Origin of the sequence: Candidatus Pristimantibacillus lignocellulolyticus (assembly GCA_023639215.1) — a bacterium.
Lineage (GTDB): Bacteria > Bacillota > Bacilli > Paenibacillales > Paenibacillaceae > Pristimantibacillus > Pristimantibacillus lignocellulolyticus.
Genome location: CP097899.1, coordinates 2,742,708 through 2,763,439, shown reverse-complemented (window position 1 = coordinate 2,763,439; position 20,732 = coordinate 2,742,708). Strand labels below are relative to the sequence as shown.

The 20,732-nt window shown below is 36.5% G+C and carries 18 protein-coding genes; 2 read left to right on the top strand and 16 right to left on the bottom strand.

The genetic code is table 11. The features are described 5' to 3' along the window. Nucleotides 1–191: 191 nt before the first annotated feature. Complete coding sequence (locus NAG76_11540; GenBank protein URN92534.1) at nucleotides 192–668, bottom strand: hypothetical protein; 477 nt, start codon at nucleotides 666–668, stop codon at nucleotides 192–194. 217 nt (nucleotides 669–885) lie between these two features. Here NAG76_11540 and NAG76_11535 point away from each other — a divergent pair, with 217 nt between their 5' ends. Next, on the top strand, nucleotides 886–1,176 hold the full coding sequence (locus NAG76_11535) for a hypothetical protein (GenBank protein URN92533.1): 291 nt from the start codon (nucleotides 886–888) through the stop codon (nucleotides 1,174–1,176). A gap of 1 nt (nucleotide 1,177) precedes the next feature. Here the strand turns inward: NAG76_11535 and NAG76_11530 are convergent, their stop codons facing one another. Continuing rightward, nucleotides 1,178–2,179, bottom strand: a complete 1,002-nt coding sequence (locus tag NAG76_11530; GenBank protein URN92532.1) for a GTP-binding protein — start codon at nucleotides 2,177–2,179, stop codon at nucleotides 1,178–1,180. A gap of 182 nt (nucleotides 2,180–2,361) precedes the next feature. Continuing rightward, entirely contained in the window at nucleotides 2,362–2,493 is a 132-nt protein-coding gene (locus tag NAG76_11525; GenBank protein URN92531.1) for a sporulation protein YjcZ, read from the bottom strand. A gap of 204 nt (nucleotides 2,494–2,697) precedes the next feature. On the opposite strand from NAG76_11525, the gene NAG76_11520 reads away from it, so the two are divergent. Next, entirely contained in the window at nucleotides 2,698–2,790 is a 93-nt protein-coding gene (locus tag NAG76_11520) for a YjcZ family sporulation protein (GenBank protein URN92530.1), read from the top strand. A 100-nt stretch (nucleotides 2,791–2,890) separates the two neighbouring features. Here the strand turns inward: NAG76_11520 and NAG76_11515 are convergent, their stop codons facing one another. The 13 genes from NAG76_11515 to NAG76_11455 all read right to left on the bottom strand — a co-directional run bounded on the left by NAG76_11515 (nucleotide 2,891) and on the right by NAG76_11455 (nucleotide 20,298). Beyond that, nucleotides 2,891–4,402, bottom strand: a complete 1,512-nt coding sequence (locus tag NAG76_11515; protein URN92529.1) for a methyl-accepting chemotaxis protein — start codon at nucleotides 4,400–4,402, stop codon at nucleotides 2,891–2,893. Nucleotides 4,403–4,638: 236 nt separating this feature from the next. Further along, on the bottom strand, nucleotides 4,639–5,553 hold the full coding sequence (gene galU, locus NAG76_11510) for a UTP--glucose-1-phosphate uridylyltransferase GalU (GenBank protein URN92528.1): 915 nt from the start codon (nucleotides 5,551–5,553) through the stop codon (nucleotides 4,639–4,641). 193 nt (nucleotides 5,554–5,746) lie between these two features. Continuing rightward, complete coding sequence (locus NAG76_11505; GenBank protein ID URN92527.1) at nucleotides 5,747–6,700, bottom strand: rhodanese-related sulfurtransferase; 954 nt, start codon at nucleotides 6,698–6,700, stop codon at nucleotides 5,747–5,749. A 236-nt stretch (nucleotides 6,701–6,936) separates the two neighbouring features. Continuing rightward, nucleotides 6,937–7,857, bottom strand: a complete 921-nt coding sequence (locus NAG76_11500) for a diacylglycerol kinase family lipid kinase (GenBank protein URN92526.1) — start codon at nucleotides 7,855–7,857, stop codon at nucleotides 6,937–6,939. A 286-nt stretch (nucleotides 7,858–8,143) separates the two neighbouring features. Then, nucleotides 8,144–8,779: an FMN-dependent NADH-azoreductase gene (locus NAG76_11495; GenBank protein URN92525.1), complete on the bottom strand. Its 636-nt coding sequence runs from the start codon at nucleotides 8,777–8,779 to the stop codon at nucleotides 8,144–8,146. A gap of 285 nt (nucleotides 8,780–9,064) precedes the next feature. Beyond that, nucleotides 9,065–10,681, bottom strand: a complete 1,617-nt coding sequence (locus NAG76_11490) for a response regulator (protein ID URN92524.1) — start codon at nucleotides 10,679–10,681, stop codon at nucleotides 9,065–9,067. Beyond that, nucleotides 10,659–12,512, bottom strand: a complete 1,854-nt coding sequence (locus tag NAG76_11485) for a sensor histidine kinase (protein URN92523.1) — start codon at nucleotides 12,510–12,512, stop codon at nucleotides 10,659–10,661. Before NAG76_11485 ends, NAG76_11490 begins: the two co-directional genes overlap by 23 nt. 2 nt (nucleotides 12,513–12,514) lie before the next feature. Then, nucleotides 12,515–13,810 carry an ABC transporter substrate-binding protein gene (locus NAG76_11480; GenBank protein URN92522.1) on the bottom strand — a complete coding sequence of 432 codons (1,296 nt, stop codon included), beginning with the start codon at nucleotides 13,808–13,810 and terminating at the stop codon, nucleotides 12,515–12,517. An 86-nt stretch (nucleotides 13,811–13,896) separates the two neighbouring features. After that, nucleotides 13,897–14,943 carry a peptidylprolyl isomerase gene (locus NAG76_11475; GenBank protein URN92521.1) on the bottom strand — a complete coding sequence of 349 codons (1,047 nt, stop codon included), beginning with the start codon at nucleotides 14,941–14,943 and terminating at the stop codon, nucleotides 13,897–13,899. Between the two features lie 81 nt (nucleotides 14,944–15,024). Continuing rightward, nucleotides 15,025–17,082, bottom strand: coding sequence for an RICIN domain-containing protein (locus tag NAG76_11470; protein URN92520.1), 2,058 nt, complete (start codon nucleotides 17,080–17,082; stop codon nucleotides 15,025–15,027). 96 nt (nucleotides 17,083–17,178) lie between these two features. Beyond that, complete coding sequence (locus NAG76_11465; GenBank protein URN92519.1) at nucleotides 17,179–18,015, bottom strand: carbohydrate ABC transporter permease; 837 nt, start codon at nucleotides 18,013–18,015, stop codon at nucleotides 17,179–17,181. 6 nt (nucleotides 18,016–18,021) lie between these two features. Next, nucleotides 18,022–18,897, bottom strand: coding sequence for a sugar ABC transporter permease (locus NAG76_11460; protein ID URN92518.1), 876 nt, complete (start codon nucleotides 18,895–18,897; stop codon nucleotides 18,022–18,024). A 66-nt stretch (nucleotides 18,898–18,963) separates the two neighbouring features. Next, on the bottom strand, nucleotides 18,964–20,298 hold the full coding sequence (locus NAG76_11455; protein ID URN92517.1) for an ABC transporter substrate-binding protein: 1,335 nt from the start codon (nucleotides 20,296–20,298) through the stop codon (nucleotides 18,964–18,966). Between the last annotated feature and the right edge of the window lie 434 nt (nucleotides 20,299–20,732).

Below are 20,732 nucleotides of genomic sequence, written 5' to 3'. Positions count from 1 at the left end.
AGATAACCTCTTTCTATAGTAGCTTCTCGTCTGACATCGTTACTATAAATGTTTAGTTAATAAATTTACTTAACAAATTACAATATTATCATACTCCACGAAAGCATCATAATCAAGCACAAAAAAAGCCAATTCAACATTAGCTTTTCTGCTTAAGTTGAATTGACTCCTGTGAACAATGATCTTCCCATTTACTCCGGCTTACTATGCTTCAATTTGTGAAGTTCTTCTCGTAATTGTTGTTCCGTCTTTCCTTCAATGGAAATACCTTTGGATTTAGCAAACTCACGCATTTCTTCTAATTTCTTGGCACGAAATTGTTGTTTGAACATTTCCCATTTCTCAGGTTGTTCATTCTTCGCCTTTTCGATTGCCGCTCTTAATTCCTTCGCTGACTTTCCTTCAGTGTCAATCTCGAAATAAGTAGCAAGCCTCTGCATCTTCTTCAATTTTAGTGCTTGTAGTTCTTCTTTACTCATTTTTTTATGATGAGTTGAGTGTCTTTCTTCTTTATCATTTTTACTTTGTTTATCATCTAGTTGTGTTCTAACACTTTTACTTTCGATATCGTTTGTTGCTGCCCCCGTACTTGGAGCTAACGAACATAGTGATAACAAGCCAAGTGAAAGCAATGTTATTGTACACTTCAAACTTAAAGATTTCATCATAGTCTCAACCTCCAGCATTCTAAGTTGTTAAAATTCATGTTATAACTAAGTATTCCCATTTCAGTTAAGCATAATCATCTTGTCATGTGATGGAGATATTTTGAACTACTTTTTTAATGAAGCTCACTTTCTGAACTACCACTTCCAATGAAGGTTCAGAAAGTGGGCTTTCAGAATCGAGAAGATGGAGCGCTACTTGAGCAAGGAGGAAACGCAAGTGTACGTGGTTGGTACACGCGTACCGGACTTCCCAAGTTCGCTTCATATTCGATGTCGACTAAGCTACGAAGCAGATCATCGTTATCAAAGTCCACTTTCTGAACTACCTCTTCCAATGAAGGTTCAGAAAGTGGGCTTTCAGAATCGTGAAGATGGAGCGCTACTTGAGCAAGGAGGAAACGCAAGTGTTCGTGGTTGGTACACGCGTACCGGACTTCCCAAGTTCGCTTCATATTCGATGTCGACTAAGCTACGAAGCAGATCATCGTTATCAAAGCTCACTTTCTGAACTACCTCTCTTCGAGTATTGCTAATTGCTGTTTTAGCCACTCCTCGTCAAAATGCTCCCCGATAAATACTGCGACATCATTAACTTCACCTTGCGGATCAATTCGCATAAAATCAGATTCACGATAAGCAAACTGGAACAAAAATCGACTTGGAACGTCACGGAATGTAACAATACCTTTCGCTCGATATATATTAGCCGGCAGATTAGCAAGCCATTGTTCAAATTGTTCACTATTCGGCTTACCTTTCCAATAATGCGTATAAGCCATAACATGCGTATGGTGACTATGTTCATGTTGATGCTCATGTTCCCCATCAACAGCATCATCATTGTTGTTACTAACCTGCTGTCTTAAAGCTTGCAGTGATTCTGGTTGCTCTAACTGTGTACCTTCCAATAGCCATTGCCAATTGTTAAGCTGACAATGGTCTGTCGTAATAATCAGAGCATGCTCATTAAGATCACGCAACGTTTGCTCTGCCTCAACAACTTTCTCCGGATCAAGTCGGTCACATTTATTAAGTACAATCAAGCTGCCACATCGAATTTGATCTTGCATTAAGCGATATGTACTATCTTTCACTAATTTAGATCGATCAAGTAAATGCTCTCCATCAACAACTGTAATAACTGATTGCAATCTGACATGCTTGTACATCGATGTTTCTGTAATTGCATCTATCGTTTCCATTGGATGGGCTGCTCCTGTTGACTCTACAATAATTAGATCGGGAGAATATTGATCTAATAATTGATTAAGTTCCAAGGATAAATCGCCACGCATGCTACAGCAGATACAACCGCCAAGTACTTCTGCCATCGCAACATCCTTTTTCACCAGTTGCCCATCAAGGTTAACTTCACCTAATTCATTCATTAATACAGCTGGTGTTAGTCCCGCAGCCTGTGCTTTTTCTACAATCTGTGTTAGTAATGTTGTCTTTCCACTTCCTAGAAATCCTGATAGTAAATATATCGGAACAATTTTTTGTGTGCTCATTGAGAATTACCTACTTTTCTTTAATGTGTTTCTTCTATTATATAATAACTTCTTAGAACTTTTCATTTACTTCGGAGGGTAATATTATGTAGAAGATATTTACATCGAAAGCATTCACAAATAGAAAAAAACCTATGAGTGATTTCTCACCCATAGGTTTTTTCAGGCCCGCGCAGCGCGTATTAGCAAACACAACTAATAATTACTAGAAGGATGAATAGAACTAGAATCCAACTTACGTTGAATCCACCACAACCTCCGAAATTGCTGTAAGAATGATTAGCTCCACCTGAAACATTAGCAGCATAATTCATAATTTGTCATCTCCTTTAAGTTAAGGTACATCATATCATATGTCATTTATCCTATTTGGTTTGGGCCCGGGCCTAGGTAGACAATTCCTCTACGATATTTCCGCTCAAGCCTATCTTTTCAATTATCATGGGTAAACCCATACCAAATACTACACTCCTGCATAGATTATTAATGTAGTCACTACTTGAGGAGGTGCATGTTATATGTCAGGAATCGTTGGTCACAGAGGTAGTAATTTTGCATTTATTTTGGTTCTTTTCATCTTATTAGTAGTAATCGCTTGTGTTTGCAACTAATTCAATAGTATCCGCTGTCATTAACAAGTAATGAAAAACCATAAGACAACAGCTAGGTGATCCCGAGATCATCTAGCTGTTGTTGTTTTTATTGGTTTGCTTAACTTTTGAATTGAGCTCTTAACACTTGCGCTAATTGATTGACAGTATTAATTTCAGTATCAATTTCTCGAGTAACACTTTGTTGCTGTTCTGTTGTCGCATACAATTGCTCAAGCGATGCTACACCTTGCTCTGTTAAAGCTGACATATTCAATATTTCAGAGAAAATATCTTCCGTCTTTACTTGTAATTCTTGTGATGATACATATAGTTGCTTAATAATATTACTCATTTCTTCATTGTCATGTTGCATATTAGTATAACCATTGACTGTACTATAGCCTAGTTGTACTGTTTGCATCGTTCCCTGTTCACCGATCTTAATATTATTCATCGTACTTTGTGTTTCACGTACTATATTCATAAGTACTTCTCTAATTTCATCGGTGGCATGTTTAGATTGATCTGCTAATATGCTAATTTCTTTAGCCACCACTGCAAATCCACGACCTTCAGTCCCAGCTTTTGATGCCTCAATAGATGCATTTAACGATAGTAATTTCGTTTGTTTAGAGATTTGACTTATAAGCGTCATAGCATCATCAATTTGCTGTGAAGCAACTTCCAATGATATTACTGACTTTAATGCTTGCTTAATTGCCTCCGAAACCTCCTGAATATGTTGATTCAACGATTCCATCGCAACATACCCAGTATCCATTATTTTTTTAGAAGTATTTGTTCTATCGTGTAGTACTTGAAGTGCAGTAGAATTAAGATTCATAAGTTCTTTCACTACACTCAAATCTATATTGATCGAAGATATCGAATCATTTTGTTTCTCCAATCCACTAGTAACCTCTTGGAATGAAGTAATCATCTCATTGCTAGAACGCATATGCTGATTAGATTGTTCAGTAATCATTAATGTTGAACTTCCTAACTTCCCAGCTAATTGTTTCAAATTAATAAGTAATGCATCTAATTTCTGTTCTTTTTCTTGTTTAGCAGCTTCTACTTCATAAAGCACTCGGTTTTTAACTGAAATCTGCTTGATCGTAGCCAACGAGGTTATGATAAGGAATATTGCATGTAACAGCACCATACTAACACTATAGCTACTCGCTCCAAACACTAGTTCTGGTAACCATATCAAGCCTATTAGATGCTGAACTGCAAATATCGAAGTCATAATCGTTACAAGTTTAATTCGATCATAGTAAGCAATGATTGCAACTACCATAAAGATAGAAAAGTGTAATTCCACCATCCCACCACCACCTGAAATGATGGAAATACTTGAGAAAGTCAATGATAGTGTATTAAATATAGATATTGTATCGCTATAACTATTCCTACGATATAAAATATACGCAATAATCCACAACGCAATTGGAATGACGAATAGCGTATTTAAAGTAAATCCATATGTACTTTCATCTAATACGTAATGTGAACCCATCAACGAGTGCATAACATCCATTACACGGTTTAATAGATGAAATATCGCACTAAGTACAATGGCTAACATTCCGTATATTAGCATCAATTTATTCTTCTCTTTTAACATCTTTTGATCACTTCTTTCAGTATTTCTCAGCATATTGAAATGATGAGTGTTATTATGTTTCCATCAACATATATCAAATATATCAAATTCTTCTGAACATTATATGAAATCCCCTCTTTAATTTCCATATAATACTAATTTTTGTCATCATAGAAAAAGATATTACATCATCCTTAACGAGGATAGTAATATCTCTTTAGTGAGTAGTGCCATCTATTTCAACATTCCTATTCTAACTACTCCTTGGAATTTTGTTGAACGATACCTTTCAAATAATCAAGGAATGGTTCGCGTAACTGTGGTCGACGTAGTGCAAATTCCACGGTAGCTTCTAAAAATCCTTGTTTGTCTCCTACATCATAACGACGCCCTTCAAATTCATAAGAGTAAACGGCTTCATTGCGAGCAAGTTGATTCAATGCATCTGTCAATTGAATTTCTCCATTTGCACCAGGTGAAGTTTTTTCAAGCACGTCAAAAATTGAAGGCATAATAATGTAACGGCCAAGTATGGCAACATTTGATGGTGCACGCTCAGTAGCTGGCTTCTCAACCAAATCATCTACTCGATAAATACGATCATCGATTGTCTTGCCATTAACAATTCCGTACTTATGCACATCCGATTGCTTCACTTGCTGAACACCAAGTACAGTATTATTGTAATATTCATAGACATCAATCAATTGTTGCAAGCAAGGTACATCACTGTGCACGATATCATCACCTAATAATACAGCGAACGGCTCATTACCGATAAAGCTTTTTGCACAGTATATCGCATGACCTAGACCTTTGGGCTCTTTCTGGCGGATATAATGAATATTCACCATATTAGAGATGTGTCGAACCTCCTCAAGAAGATCCAATTTTCCCTTAGCTTCTAGTTCTAGTTCAAGCTCAATGGATTTATCGAAATGATCTTCGATAGATTTTTTGTTGCGGCCAGTAATAATGAGAATCTCGTCTATACCAGAAGCGACTGCTTCTTCAATAATAAATTGCAAAGTAGGCTTATCCACGATCGGAAGCATTTCCTTAGGTTGAGCCTTTGTTGCTGGCAAGAATCGAGTTCCTAGTCCAGCTGCGGGAATAATCGCTTTCCTAACTTTCAAGTACAGCACCTCCACTTCAATGAATATTAATATCATAATATCAGATAACATACATTTATGGTATGGACAACTGATCCGTCATATAAGCGGATCGTATAACATGAGAATAATTATGAGGTATAGACAAATCGAGAACAAAAAAGCTTACGTGCAATTCACGCGCTATACAACACTGTTAGTCACTCATGTTGTTAATGCAATAGAATTATACGTAAGCTTCGCTTCATTATTATTTAGTTGTTTCTTGTAGCAATGCACTCATTCTACGTTGTACTTCTTCTGTAGATAAGTTATGTCTCGCAACGTAAAGATTACGAGGATGCTCTACACATGCTGGAGTACAACTACCCATATGTTTATGCTCATTCTCTTCAGAAGCTAGAATTTGCTTATTACATTCTGGATTTGCACAGTTAATATATCGTTCACAAGGTTCCCCAGTAAAATGGTCTTTTCCAACAATAACTGGATTAACTTGATTTATAGGAACTACTAGTCTTTCGTCAAATACGTAGCATTGTCCATTCCATAATTGACCTTTCGCAACTGAGTCTTTACCATATGACACGATACCACCATGTAACTGGCCAACATCCTCATATCCTTCACGAACTAACCAACCTGAGAACTTTTCACAACGAATACCACCTGTACAATAGGTTAAGATTTTCTTTCCATCTAACATTTCATGATTATCTCTAATCCATTGAGGTAATTCTCGGAATGATTCAATATCTGGACGGATCGCTCCTTCAAAATGTCCGACATCAAATTCATACGTATTGCGAGCATCAATAACGATTGTATTTTCTTGTTGCATTTCTTCATAGAAATCTGCAGGTGCTACATAACGACCTGTTAATTCTAATGGGTTAATATCGTCTTCTAAGCTTAAGTTAACAAGCTCTGGACGTGAACGCACATGCATTTTCTTGAAAGCATGTGTTTCTGATTCATCAATTTTGAATACAATGCCTTGGAATAATGGATGAGCGTTCATATATGCCATGTAAGCATTTGTTTGCTCAACTGATCCAGAAACTGTTCCATTAATTCCTTCATACGCTACTAGAATACGACCCTTCAACTCTAAAGACTTACAAAATGCTAAATGCTCTTTTGCAAATACTTCTGAGTCCTCAATAGCAGTGTAGTGATAATACAATAAAATACGATAATCCATCTTTTCATTGACCACCTATCATGTATATTTACAGGATATAACCTGATAGAGTGATTCCTATTTAAGCTCTATTAGAGCAATAATTAAGAACCCCTGCCTATTCATAGGCATAAGAGAAATTATATCTACTCTGCGTTCAATTTGCAATCGTAATATAATGGATTGTTACATATTTCGCTTTTTTTATTACTTTTCGATTGGTTTTCGATAGGTAATGAGTATTATCTCTTATTGTATTAGCATTTCGCCAAATACCATTTACGTGGATCCAATTGACAAGTAATCGTCTTGCCTGGTGACACATGACCAAGAGATTCACCATCTACATGACTTACCGTAGGTGCATCAACCTGCAATGAAAATTGATTCGCTTGTAGCATTTCTACTTCACGAAAGTTCACATGTTTCCCCCAAAATACGGTCATAAATACTAATAGTAGCTTAATTCTAGACAAGTCATGTACAACCGTTAATTCTAAAAGTTGATCATCGCATTTGGAAATTGGTGAGATTTTCATTCCCCCACCAAAATAAGGCCCATTACAGATAGAGATAAACCACACATTCCGGAAACGATATGTTTGATCTCCAATTTGAATAACTGCATTGAATCGTTTAAAAGTGAATAACGCCCATATCGTAAGTAACATATAGGATAGTCTACCTAACTTTACGTAATTGAGCCAAAGCTTTAATTTGGATTGATTCAAAGACGTAGTAATAAATGCATCAAAACCAATACCGGAATTATTTACAAAACTATGTGATTGACCTTCCACGGAAATTTGACCTAGGTCCATCGCTCTCGGCTCTGTGGAGTGATGATAATAATGTTCCACATCAGAAACTCTTGTGAAAATATGGTATCCTCGTGCAAAATCATTGCCCGAACCAGCACTCATTGCTCCTACTTGAATATGAGCACTTCCAGCTGCTCCTTCTATGACCTCATGAATGGTACCGTCCCCACCAACGGCTAATAATAGTATTGATTGTTCCTTTTCCATTGTGTATTTCTTAGCCAAATGAATAACATGACCAGAATAATCAGATATATGTGCAATATAAGGAATGGTAAGTTGCGATTTTATTTTATTCCAAACTCGTGCTCCCTTACCACCGCCTGCTTGTTCGTTGACGATAAAAATTACTTTCACTGCTTAATTCTCCTTCGAAAGCGTTCTAATTCTGTAAGATCAAAAAGAAAGATAGATTCGTTATCAAAGCCAGCTTTTTGAACTACCTTATATATAAGCTTACAAAGGTTTGTCGCAATTTGTCTATAGTTATTTGCCATCGATAACAATTAAAGAGTTAGTTTCCATACTGAATAGGGTTCGATTCGTTTTATTTAGTCCACACAAAAAGAGCATCTAGTTCAACAAGCGGAAACTTGTGAATAGATGCTCTTATGTTAGATCAATATAACATTAAGTTTTATAATTAAACTGTTGTAGCAACTGAAAGTTTTTCAGCAACAGCTTTAACTTGCTCAAGACCAGCAGCAACAATTGCTTCAGCTTGTGCTGGTGCAGCGTTGTGTCCTTCGATGATTACTTCATCGATGATTTCACATCCGAAAACTCCACCAATAACGTTACGCATATAGTTAACTGCCATTTCCATAGGTGCTGCTTCTGGAGCAGAGTAAACTCCACCACGAGCATTTAGGAAGATTGCTTTTTTGTCAGTCAATAGCGGAACAAGTTGACCTTGTTCGTTATATTTGAATGAATAACCAGCTTGATAAGTGTAGTCAATAAATGTTTGAAGTGCAGCTGGAATTGTTAGGTTCCAAAGTGGGAATGCGAATACAACTACATCAGCAGCTGTTAGAGCATCCATAGCTTTTTGTTTTGCACCAAGACGACGTTGGTCTTCAGCAGTCAATGTACCAGCTTGTGCTCTACCGAATGCATCAAAGAATTCTTGACCGAAATACGGCATATCTTCAGCGAATACATCAAATGTTGATACCTCTACACCTTTAAGATTTGCTGCAAATGTTTCATACATTTTGCTTGAAACACCTTCAGATGCTGGACGGTTATTTGCTTTAACGATTAGTACTTTTTTCATTTCTCATTCTCCTTTATGTCTTAGATATAATGTCTCTCAGTTTTAAGATACTTTTACATTATAACCTGTATTACCGATAAAATAAATAGCTACTATACAAAATATAGTACAAAAATATGAACATTTTATCAATTTTTTACCTTGTAGTACAGTTAATCGAATAATAATCATTAAAAAATTAATAAATCCTCAGTCCATAATCAATATTAAGCATCTTTATTAGAGCTGTAACATGTATAATGTGGTCGTTATTGCGATACACTATGTCTGTTAATTCATAGGCAATTAAATTAACCCTGCTAATTGTAGTTCTCGATATTCATTCGGAGATTTTCCCGTAACCTTTTTGAACATCTTAGAAAAATACCCTTGATTCGGATAACCTACCCGTTCAGATATTTCATATAACTTCATCCCTGACTGTAATAATTGAATAGCTGAATCAATTCTTCTTCTAGTTACATATTCGATAAAGGTTTCGCCCATTTCTTTGGCAAACACTTTACTTAAATAACTTTCACTCACGCCTACCATTTCGCTAGCTGCGGTGAGTGAAATCGGCTCACCATAGTGTTTATCGATCCATACTTTCACTCTTTCGGTCATTCTAGGTGCTGACTCCACGACTTGTTTTAATGGGTTAAGTTGTATAACAAAAGCTCTCATAATTTGTAATAACCACTCATGAAGTTGTTCAATATATGTATAATGTTCGAGTTCGCCAATCAAACTTCCACTTAATTCTTTATCTTGAAACAACTCTATATCTTCTAATGAAACTCCTTTGCCATATAGCAGTGACTCTAATTCACGAATTAACACACGATAAGGACGCATCCAATCTTCATATCTACCGCTTTGTGATCGTTTTAGTGTATGAAAAATACTCAAAGCTTCACTTTCCCATCGCTCATCTTGATTAGCAATAAATTCTAATAGAGACGTCCAGTTAGGTTTTAATGACTCTACCAATTTTTCTTGCCCACCTTTTGCAATTAACACTCGACCTTGACCATTGAAAAAGCGCAGCTCTGCTTGCCTGCTTGCTTCCTCATACCGTTTTGTCCAATCTACTATTCTACTACATGGTGACGACACTCCTATTGAAAGTGAAATATTTACATATTCCTTCACTTGCTGAACAGCACGAGTTAACAGATCATTAAGTTGTCCATGTATCGCTTGGTCTCCCAGTGAAGTAGGAAATGCTACAACGGATACATAAGCTCCTGTACCTCTCTCACTAACTACGCAATATATATTTTGCAGTGAGAATACTTGCAAAAACGCCCGCACGACAAATCTGGATGTTCGTTCATCTAACATTTGATTTTTATTGATACCTTCATGATCAATGAGTATTTGAAGTAGAAAAATCCGTTGTCCTTCTAATTGAGAAAACTCGAGTCTAGCAGCTTCCGATTCATTCCCCTCTACCAATTCTCTTAAAAATTTTCCCTTTCGTTGCTCAATTCGATCGATGCTTTCTGCTTCCTGTCGTTTACGTTCTGATCTCCGTTCATATAGCGGTTCTATCACTCGCGTGAGCATAGCACCTATCGTATCTGGAGACATATCCTCTTTAATTATGTAATCTAGTGCACCATATAAGAAAGCTTCTCTAACATAATTGAAATTAGAAAATGCACTTAACATGACAATACCGAATTCCTCAGTTAAATCTAATTCCTTTATCTGTTTTACTAACTCTATACCGGTCATAATTGGCATTTGTATATCAACAATAGCAAGATCAATCTTTAGTTCTTTCATGAGAGTTAGAGCAACATGTCCATTAGCTGCTTCACCAACAATCTCACAACCATAGTAATTCCAATCAATCATTTCTCGAAGTGCCAATCTCACAATTGGTTCATCATCAGCTAATAGTACGCGAAGCAAATCTCTCATCTCCTTCTATTTCTAGTTGTGCTTCAGGTTCATCCAACAATAGAGGTATAGAAATATATACAGTCGAGCCCTTACCCACCTCACTAATTAACTCTGCCCCATAAGCAAATCCGTAGTTTAATTGAAGTCGATCATTAACATTGCGTAATCCAATCCCATTGAACTTACTGTCTTCTACACCATTTCCTCTCCAAATTTTCTCTATCTCTTCTAATGTCATTCCTCTTCCGTTATCCTCAATGGTGAATAAGCAACGCTTCTCTTTTGGTCGGATTGAGCATGTAATTCGAAGTAACCCTCTCTTATCCATATGATGCAATCCATGAACAATAGCATTTTCTACAATTGGTTGTAGTAACAGTTTCAGCATATATATCCCTTTGGCTTCGTTGTCTATATCTATTTCAACATCGAAGCCGTCACCATAACGTATTTTCATAATTTGTAGATAATACTCAGTTAACACAAGCTCTTCTTCAACAGTAGTATACATTCCACCACGGTTAAATGAGGCAGAAAGTAATTTGCTAAGTAACTCTGTCATTCGTTGAATATTGTCCGCTTTTGATATAACAGCCATAAGTTTAATTGTATTTAATGTATTCAATAGAAAGTGAGGATTAATCTGAGATTGCAACGCAGCGATTTCGGTAAGACGCTTTTGCTTTTCTTTTTCTTCTATTTGACGAATGTTTTCATTAAGTTCACCAACCATATCATTAAATGAATTACCGAGCGCATAGATTTCAAACGGTCCAGAAGCTACAATTTTCGCTTTCATATTCCCCATCTTAACCATAGACATTTGGCCTACAAGGGACCGAATAGGCTTAACAATCTGATGTGCGAAGATATAAGAAACTGCCAAGAAGATAAGCAAACCAGCTACTGATACACCTATTACTCTCCAATAAACACCATCTAATTGCTGAACTAATTTTGCGTATGGCAATACTTGTGCGTATTTCCAGCCATTATCGGCAGTTTCATACATTACGAGCACTTCTTCGCCTTCATCCTCAGTAATGTATTGCCCTCGATCTGTTGCTAAGGCTTCTGAAAGATAACGATCATGGTCATCCATTCCCGTTTGCATTGTACTCTCTACTGAAGAAGCGATAACAAATCCAGATTTATCTATGACAAAAGACTCTACACCAGCTTCATCGGTTGTCATTAGTTCAACCCATTTATTAGAGTGAAAAACAAATAATATCATTTCAATACCATATAACTCTGTACCATAACTAGGCGCTATCGCAGCTGTTACATATGATTGTTGTTCATCTCCAATCATAGAAAAACTTTGCTCCGTCCCCATTAATACGACTTTATTAGAACGAGATTTCGCCTTTTCGTACCAATCTTGAGATCTCCAAAGTGATTCTTCCAGAGGCCAGTTCTCCTTAGTTGAATGAATCCCTTTATCTTTATAGAAAAACAATACCGTTGCAACATCCGAAGTATAATGAAAATAATTATGTAATTGTGATTCTAATAGGCGACTTGTAGATAATCGCTCTTGTCGATCCTCTGAATAGTAAGTATAGGAAGCCGCAGATATGACATCTGCATCATTAGCAATCGTAGCTACTGAATTGGTTATCGCTTTAGTTTGAGCATCAACAGCCCCTTCAAGCTGGGTAAGTGCTTGCTTGGAACGTACAGTTGTTTGTTCGATCCAAATATCTTTAAATGATTCAACTGCAAAAGCAGTAATTATGCACAGGGGGAGCGTGATTAATAATACAAATGATGAACTAACAATAATAGAAATCTTCCATCTTCCTTTACGCAGCCTGAACCGTCTCTTGCTTGCCACAATTACTCCCCCTTTGCCTTCTTCCATCGTTCATTGAGCTGAGTTGCAATCTGATCAACACTTCGGCCCACTAACATATCTTGACCTAGTGTCTTAACATCTAGTTGTATCGCATTGGAAAGTCTAGTATATTGCTCATCACCAGGCAAATAAATAAACTGTGTAGCATCCGTTTGAGATATTATTTTTCTAGTGAACGCATTAGTAGAAGATATCTCTCGAAAAACTGATTCGGACATAGCATTATCGAGATAATCCTTATAGTTTTCAGGTGAAAAATACCATGTTAAAAATGTTTCTGCTTCCTCTTGATGTAAACTCTCTTGTGAAATACCGAGAAAATGATCAGCAAATGACATTTGACGCAATGGCTCGTTCTCATTATCTCGATATGGCAGTGGAAATGCATCCAAATCCTCTAATCCACCTGTCTCTGCTAAATATAGAGGTAAAAACCACTGCCCCGCTGCTAAAACTGCAGCATCACCTGAAGTGAACAATTCAACAGCATCATTCCAGCCTACACTTAGTGGGTCAGGTCCCATTATGTCTGCATGATATAACTTGGCTACTTTCTTATAACCGGTATAGAAAGGAGTTTCTTCACCAAATGGCATCGATTGCTTAGCCATATCACTTAGATATGTTTCATTACCAGAAAGAAGATGTGGTAAAAACTCATTAAATGGATACGTTGGCCATTCATCTTTTGCACCTAAAGCAAGTGGAATAACTGCTCCATCCTCATTGATCGCTTGTAAAACAGTTATAAATTCACTCCATGTTTGAGGGATTTCAAGTTGTAATCTATCAAACACACTTGGATGATAATAGACCCACTCTGGTTGTAATGATGTCGGGATCGCAATAATCTTCTCATTCACTGCAAAGCGTTCTGCAATATTATTACGCTTAGTTACCTCAAATTCATTGAGCGGAATTAAATCATGTTCAAATAGTTGAAGCCAATTCGGCTTCAACTCAAAGAGATCCGGCAACTGTGAAGCTGCAGATCTCACTCGCATTGATTGTAAATAATCACTATCTGATAAAAACGCTTCCACTTCAACGGTAACATGCGGCAAAACTTCTTGAAATGCCTTTGTTTTTTCATTCATATATGCAATGAATTTCGGATCTGAATTCCATATCGCCATTTTCAATGTAACAGGAAACGGCTCTTCCGGTCCTATATTGGTTGTATCATTATTGTTAGATTCACAAGAAATAAGAACAAACGATAGAATTAATAGAAGTAGTATAAATGTTTTCACTCTTAAATTATGCGTCCATATCATAGATATCCCTCTGTTTTGTTGTAGTTTAGCCCTATCATACTATAAATGTAAACGCATTTATCATTATATTTGTAATTAATAGTTATTTATAACGGAATAATCTTTTGCATGATTTCATCATAAATAATAAGTGCTGCTTTGTTAACTTCTTTGGAAACTAACTCATCGTATTTCATTTGGAATAGTTCTGATTTTATTTGACTTTCGATATCATCTAACATCATAAATCGATCATTTTCCCTTTCAATGCATCTTAATAAATATATGCCATGCCCCGTATCTACTATAACTAAACTTAGATTAGGATCTAGTTTATAGGCAGCTTCTTTAAGTACGGTAGATTGTTCATCATATCGAGTAGTTGTCTCATCAAAAACTCGCCTAACTACTTTTCCATCTAAATGTTGTTGCTCTAATAATGTCTCAAACTCCATGCCACTTTTCCATGTAACATGTAAATTTTCGACTAGCTTACTAACTTCTACTTTCTCATCGTCATCTGAATATATCCACTCCAAATACTCTACAACAACTCGATCGGGGTACTTGTAATTAGACGTTCTTAATAGCTCATAGCGATCTTCTATTTCTTGATCTGTTACAGATATAACTCCTTCAGCAATCCACTTTTCTTTCAATCGTGTTTTTCCATTGCTAATAAGATATTCAATATATTCATGTAAACCATATTCTACTGGCCCATATATTGGTTTTCCTTGTTGCAATGCCTTACTCCTATTTTCATTTTCTTCCCTCCATTGCAATTGAAGTTGATCAAATGAAATTTGATCTAACACCCCAGATTGTTGCATTAATTTCAATTCCGTTTTGATTTTCGTTAAATAGGATAATGTCTGATTATGAATGTGATCTAAAGGAGTGCTTTTATCATATATCGTTGTCCAAAAATCCTCTGTCGGCTCAATGCCAAACTCTCTACTATAATAAGAATACGTCTCAGCAACGTAATACGTATTCATATAAAATTCAAACTCGTCTTGTGTAATAAAAATTCCATTGACACTAGCTACTGGTTCAGAACTTGTACGATGAGATAATAACAATACCGTTATTACCGTTGCGACTAAACTAATACAAATGATCACACTAACTATCTTCAATCTATTAGTCATGGTCACTAACCACCTTTATGCACCTATTATAATGTAAGGAAAGCCACACAAATTGGGCTTCCCTTACTACCCTCTATATCATTACAACACTTTTACAAACTGCCATTGTTGATTGAACCCATCAGTATCTGTCCATTGAATAGCGTCTGCTCCATTGGCAGTAGATTCATCTGAAATGTCTAACACTTTTCCACTACCTCGATTGACGAGTTGAAGGTACGTGCCTGATTTTACAATTGACCATTGCTGTTCATAACCGGTGCCACTTGAATGTTGTACTATAGCCGCACCATTAGCTATTGAAGCACCTGAAACTGAAAGATATTTGGCCGTTTGTCTATTTTGTAATTTGAAGTAGCCCCCACCTGCATCAACTAATAACCAATGTTGACTACTCCAGCCACCGTCGCTCCATTGTTCAATTTGTGCTGATTCGGAAGAGGAGCCATCTTGAACTCCAATTGGTTTACTACTATTGCGGTTTACTAATTTGTAGTAGAATCCAGCGACAGGTAACACGACCTCTGGTTCTACTTCCTCTGGAAGCTCGCCAACAATTCCAACTCCATTGTAAGCACCAATATTCGGAGCAACAGTAGCTGATACGGTATTGCCATAATAGTCTAAGCCACCATTACCAACAATAACTTTTCCTGCCGAAAGAGCAGGTGAGCTTGTCAACAATTTGTAGCCATCAACCGTATTTCGTCCAATCCCACCAGTACCTACATTAACGAAATGTGGGTTAGCCACAATTCCCACTGTATCTTCCGACGGTTTGGATACTCCATAATATAAATTATTGTAATAATTCCAATCCGATTTATCATCTAATGAAGTACCATTCTTAATATAAAAAATGTTATTTTCAATCCAAGTCTGCCCTGCATTTCCGCCCCAATTTGCATTAGCAATGACTTTGCTTGATGCATTTCCTGCTGGCACATAAATCGAATTATTATAAATACTAGTTCCTGTTGTACCTGGACCCATTATATTAATAATAGGATTTCCTGCAGTACCATCATTTTCACTAATGTTATATCGAATAATTGACCATTTATTATACATTGTTGAATTCGGAGAGCAGATTAGAAGAAATCCACCTTCATTATCATGAGAATAGTTATATTGAATAATCGTATTGTTACTCCAATAATCCGAATCAAAACCTTGACCATCTACCGTATTGCGAACATTATAAGCCTCGTTGTTTTGGATAATCGTGTTATCACTGTTCCAAGGCCAGAAAGCAACGGATGGATTAATCGTAGTTGTATAATGCCAACGATTGACATTGTGGGCAACATTATATTGAATATTTGCTCCCTTCGTTGAAATTGCTACAACTCCATCGCCATCAATATTGTAAAGCGTGTTGTTTTGTACAACGTAGTTAGTGAACGCTGCTTGATCAAAGTTAGCTGTATCTCTTGTACCATATCCACCAGCAATTATTGCCCAACTACTCCAAGTTACAATGCCTTGTCGACCAACATCATAAATTGTACTATCCTCAATTCTGACATCATTAAATTTGGTTACAATACCCGTTCTACCAATTACTTCAGTTACTATACCTCCTGTAGCATCATCATCCTTTTTGGCATCACCATTAACATTGTGTACCTTTAATCCTTTTAGATATATATGGTTTAGAGTACCAGCATTTTCACCTACTATATGAACGCCTTTTCTTCTACCTACAGAAGATCCAAAATTAGTGATTTCTAAATTATTAATCTCCCAATATTGTTGGTTATAGAAATATAAAGTACTTGCAACAGTACCTTCACCGTTAATGATTGGTTTATTTCCTGTACCATATTGATCAATAATTATAGGCGATGAAGTTGTTCCTGATCCTTTAGGATGTAGTTGACCTGTCCAAACACAACCCGACTTAAGTAGAATTTGATCTCCTGCTGAAAATGTCGTTCCGTTTACTTTACTTAACGTTTTCCAAGCTGACGAAGTTGTCGTTCCCGAGTTGCTGTCTGCTCCTGCAAAACAATCTACATAATACGTAGTGTTTGCTGCACTTACCGTGTCCTGTCGTGAAAATTCAACTGTAAATAAACTGATAAGTAGTGAACCGATAAGCAACATTTGTAACCCTTTCCTTGTTCTGTTCTTCATTTTCTTCCTCCTCTTAGATAAAAATAGCTGATATCCCGTTCCTAAGAATCGAAATACCAGCTTATGATGTATAGCAATTTGAGTACGATTAATGACTTATCCTTTAACCGCACCCTCAGCAATACCAGACATAATTACTTTTTGCATAGACAGGTAGATAATAATAGTTGGCAACATAACGATTAGAATAGCTGCTGCTAATTGCCCCCAATCTGAACCACGCGAACTTACAAACGTCATCAATGCAGTAGATAATGTATGCAAGTCTTTCGATGGCATATATAAATAAGGAATATACATATCATTCATAATATCTACTGCTTTAATTATTGCTAAAGTTGCTGATGCAGGAAGCAATAACGGGAATATGATCCGGAAATATATCTTGAAATATGAAGCCCCATCTATCATTGCACTTTCATCAAGCTGGGTTGATATTTTCTGGATAAATTGTAGGAAGATGAAGATTTGAAGTAAATCCGTACCTGCATAGATAAGCAATGGTGCACCTAACGTATCATAAAGATCAAGACTCTTAATGATCTGGAACCGAGACACTTCTGTCGTATAGAATGGAACGACCATAGCAGCAAAAAATAATGCGAAAATAGCAGATCGTAATTTGAAATCAAATCTATGTAATACATAAGCAGTCATAGATCCAAGTACAGTATTCACTACAACACTTATGACAACTAAAATAATCGTGTTCTTGAAACCTACTGACATATTCCCCTTATCAAAGGCGGTTACTATATTAGAGAGTTGCCATTCGTCTGGTAGAGACAATGGTGATGATGTCATAACTTCCATCGGTGTTTTGAATGCAGTAAATACGTTTATTGCTACAGGGAAAAGTACAATTGCTGTTATTACAAGAAATAAGAGATAAAGTAATATGCGGGAGAAGTTGAAGCGTACTCTTAGCGTCATGATTGTCTAGTCCCCCTTTACCTTAATTAATTGTTTCTGTACAATACTCATCGCAATAATGATGACCATTAATATAATTGCTAGAGCTGAAGCTAGTCCATAATTGTTAAACTTAAATGCAGTCTCCAAAGTGTAGACCGTAAATGTTGTACTTGCAGTACCTGGTCCACCTTGCGTCATCAAGAAAGGAATATCAAATACTTGCAGTGCTCCTCTAATATTGAGGAATAATACAAGGTCAATAACAAGAATGATTCCTGGCACTGAAATATGTCGGAATTTATGTAGAGCACCCGCACCATCTACAGTAGCTGCTTCATATAGATCATTAGGAATGGATTGCAATCCAGCAAGAAATAATATGACGTGAAAACCACTAAATCGCCAAAGGGAAACTGCGATCAATGAGTAGTTAACAACATCGGTATCACTTAACCATTTTTGAGTTAATGATTCCAAGCCAACAACGGATAGTAGTTCATTAAGTGGACCATTTAGCGGATTATATAAGTATGTAAAAATATAAGCTACCGCTACTCCGTTAATAATATATGGCATAAACACGATCGTGCGGAAAAAGTTGCTTGCTCGAAGCTTCTGATTCAAGTACACTGCGATCATGATCTCTAGCGGAATGAAAATAACATGAACAATAAAGTATAATAAGTTATTTGACAGTGCTTTCCATACTTCAGGAGTTTGAAACGCTTGAACGAAATTATCAAATCCTACATAATTAAAACTTTTACTCATACCATTCCAATCCGTTAAGCTGAATTGGAACAATCGAATCGTTGGGTAGATTAAAAATAATAAAAGCAATGATATAGGAATAAGTAAGAACGTAAAGATTACGATTTTCTTCTGTATTGTGTAGCTCATTCTACTTTCCTCCAATTAGATCCAAGGAGAACGTTACCGCTCTCCCCGCATCCTTTGTCTACTGTGCTAACCGTTTTTAGCTTTTTTCCATTTTCCATTCAATTCCGTTGCAATATCAGAAACTTTTTTGCCTGCCATCATATCTTGACCAAGTGCTTTCACATCTAATTGAATAGCATTAGAGATACGCGTATATTCTGCATCACCAGGAATATAGACAAATGGTTCAATCGGATTACTTTCATAGAATTGTTGTAACCACGGCACGTTGGCTTCTACTCCTTCGAAAGCAGAGTTTAATTGTGCTGTATCAATATACGTCTGATATACCTCTGGGGAATAGAACCATTCCATAAATGCTTTTGCTTCTTCTGGATGTTTCGTATTTGAATTAATACCGTAGAATTGATCTGTGAATGTCATTAGTTTCAACGTTTCAGATTCTGTCATACGGTATGGCATTGGAAATGCACCTAGATCATCTGTATTTCCAACTTTAGAAGAATACGTTGGCATAAACCATAATCCTGAGGCAATAACTGCTGCTTGCTTAGAAACGAACAAATCTGTTGCTTGATCCCAACTTGTGCCAAGTGGGTCTGGACCCATAACATCAGCATTATATAGATCTGCGATTTGAGAATAACCTTGATAGAATACTGTACCTTCTCCAAATGGCTCATCTTCAGTTGCCGTGCTGCTCAAATAGTTTTCATCTCCTGAAATACTATGCGGTAGGAATTCATTAAATGGATAGTTCGGCCATGCATCTTTCCCTCCCATTGCGTAAGGGATGTATTTATCATTAGCTTTAATTGCTTGAAGAACTTCAATAAATTGTGGCCAAGTCGTTGGAACTTCTAAGTTTAACTCTTCAAAAATACTTTTGTTGTAATATACTAATTCAGGGAATGAAACTGAAGGTAATGCATAGATGTTGCCATCAATAGCATAAGTAGCCGCATATTGATTCTGTTTTGTAACAGCTAAATCATTAATTGGAGTTAGATTTTCTTTGAAATCATTCAACCAGTTTGGTTTTAACTCATAGATATCCGGTAGAGAATCTGCCGAAGCACGTACTTTCATTGCTTGTAGGTAGTCACCATCACCTTTAAATGATTCTAGCTCTACAGTTACATTTGGGTTTACTTGGTTGAATTCCGTAACTTTATCCGTTAGAAAATCAATAAAATCGTTATTGGAGTCCCACATTGCCATTTTCAAAGTTACTTTCTCTTTGGATGTGTTAGCTGGAGTTTCTTCCTGTTGATTTACTGTTTTCCCATTGTTATTACTCGTATTTCCATTCTTTGCGTTATTACCACATGCAGCTGTAAATACAGATACTAAAAGAAGCATCAATACCAGCATTCCTTTACCAATTGCTGATTTACTCATATAAATCCCCCTCAATTGAATTTTATTTATAAAACGCTTACAAGTTAAGTGTAATAGGAAAGCGCTCTCAACTATATGAACATTCTTTTTCTTTTCTTCTCTCTTTTTGTTCTCACCGAGCAAAGAAACAAAAAAACGTTACATTCTACTAAAGTAGAATGTAACGGTCTTTTTGCTAAGATAGTGAAGTAAAGTCTGCTTATTGAACTTCCTTTTTCAATAAAGGTTCAAAAAGTGGGCTTTCAGAACCGAGAAGATGGAGCGCTACTTGCGGAAGGAGGAAACGTAAATGTACGGTATTGGTACATGCGTACCGGACTTCCCAAGTTCGCTTCATCTTCGATGTCGAATAACCATCGAATATGCCATTCATCGTTATCAAAGTCTACTTTTTGAACTTCCTCTACAAAATAAAGGTTCAAAAAGCGGGCTTT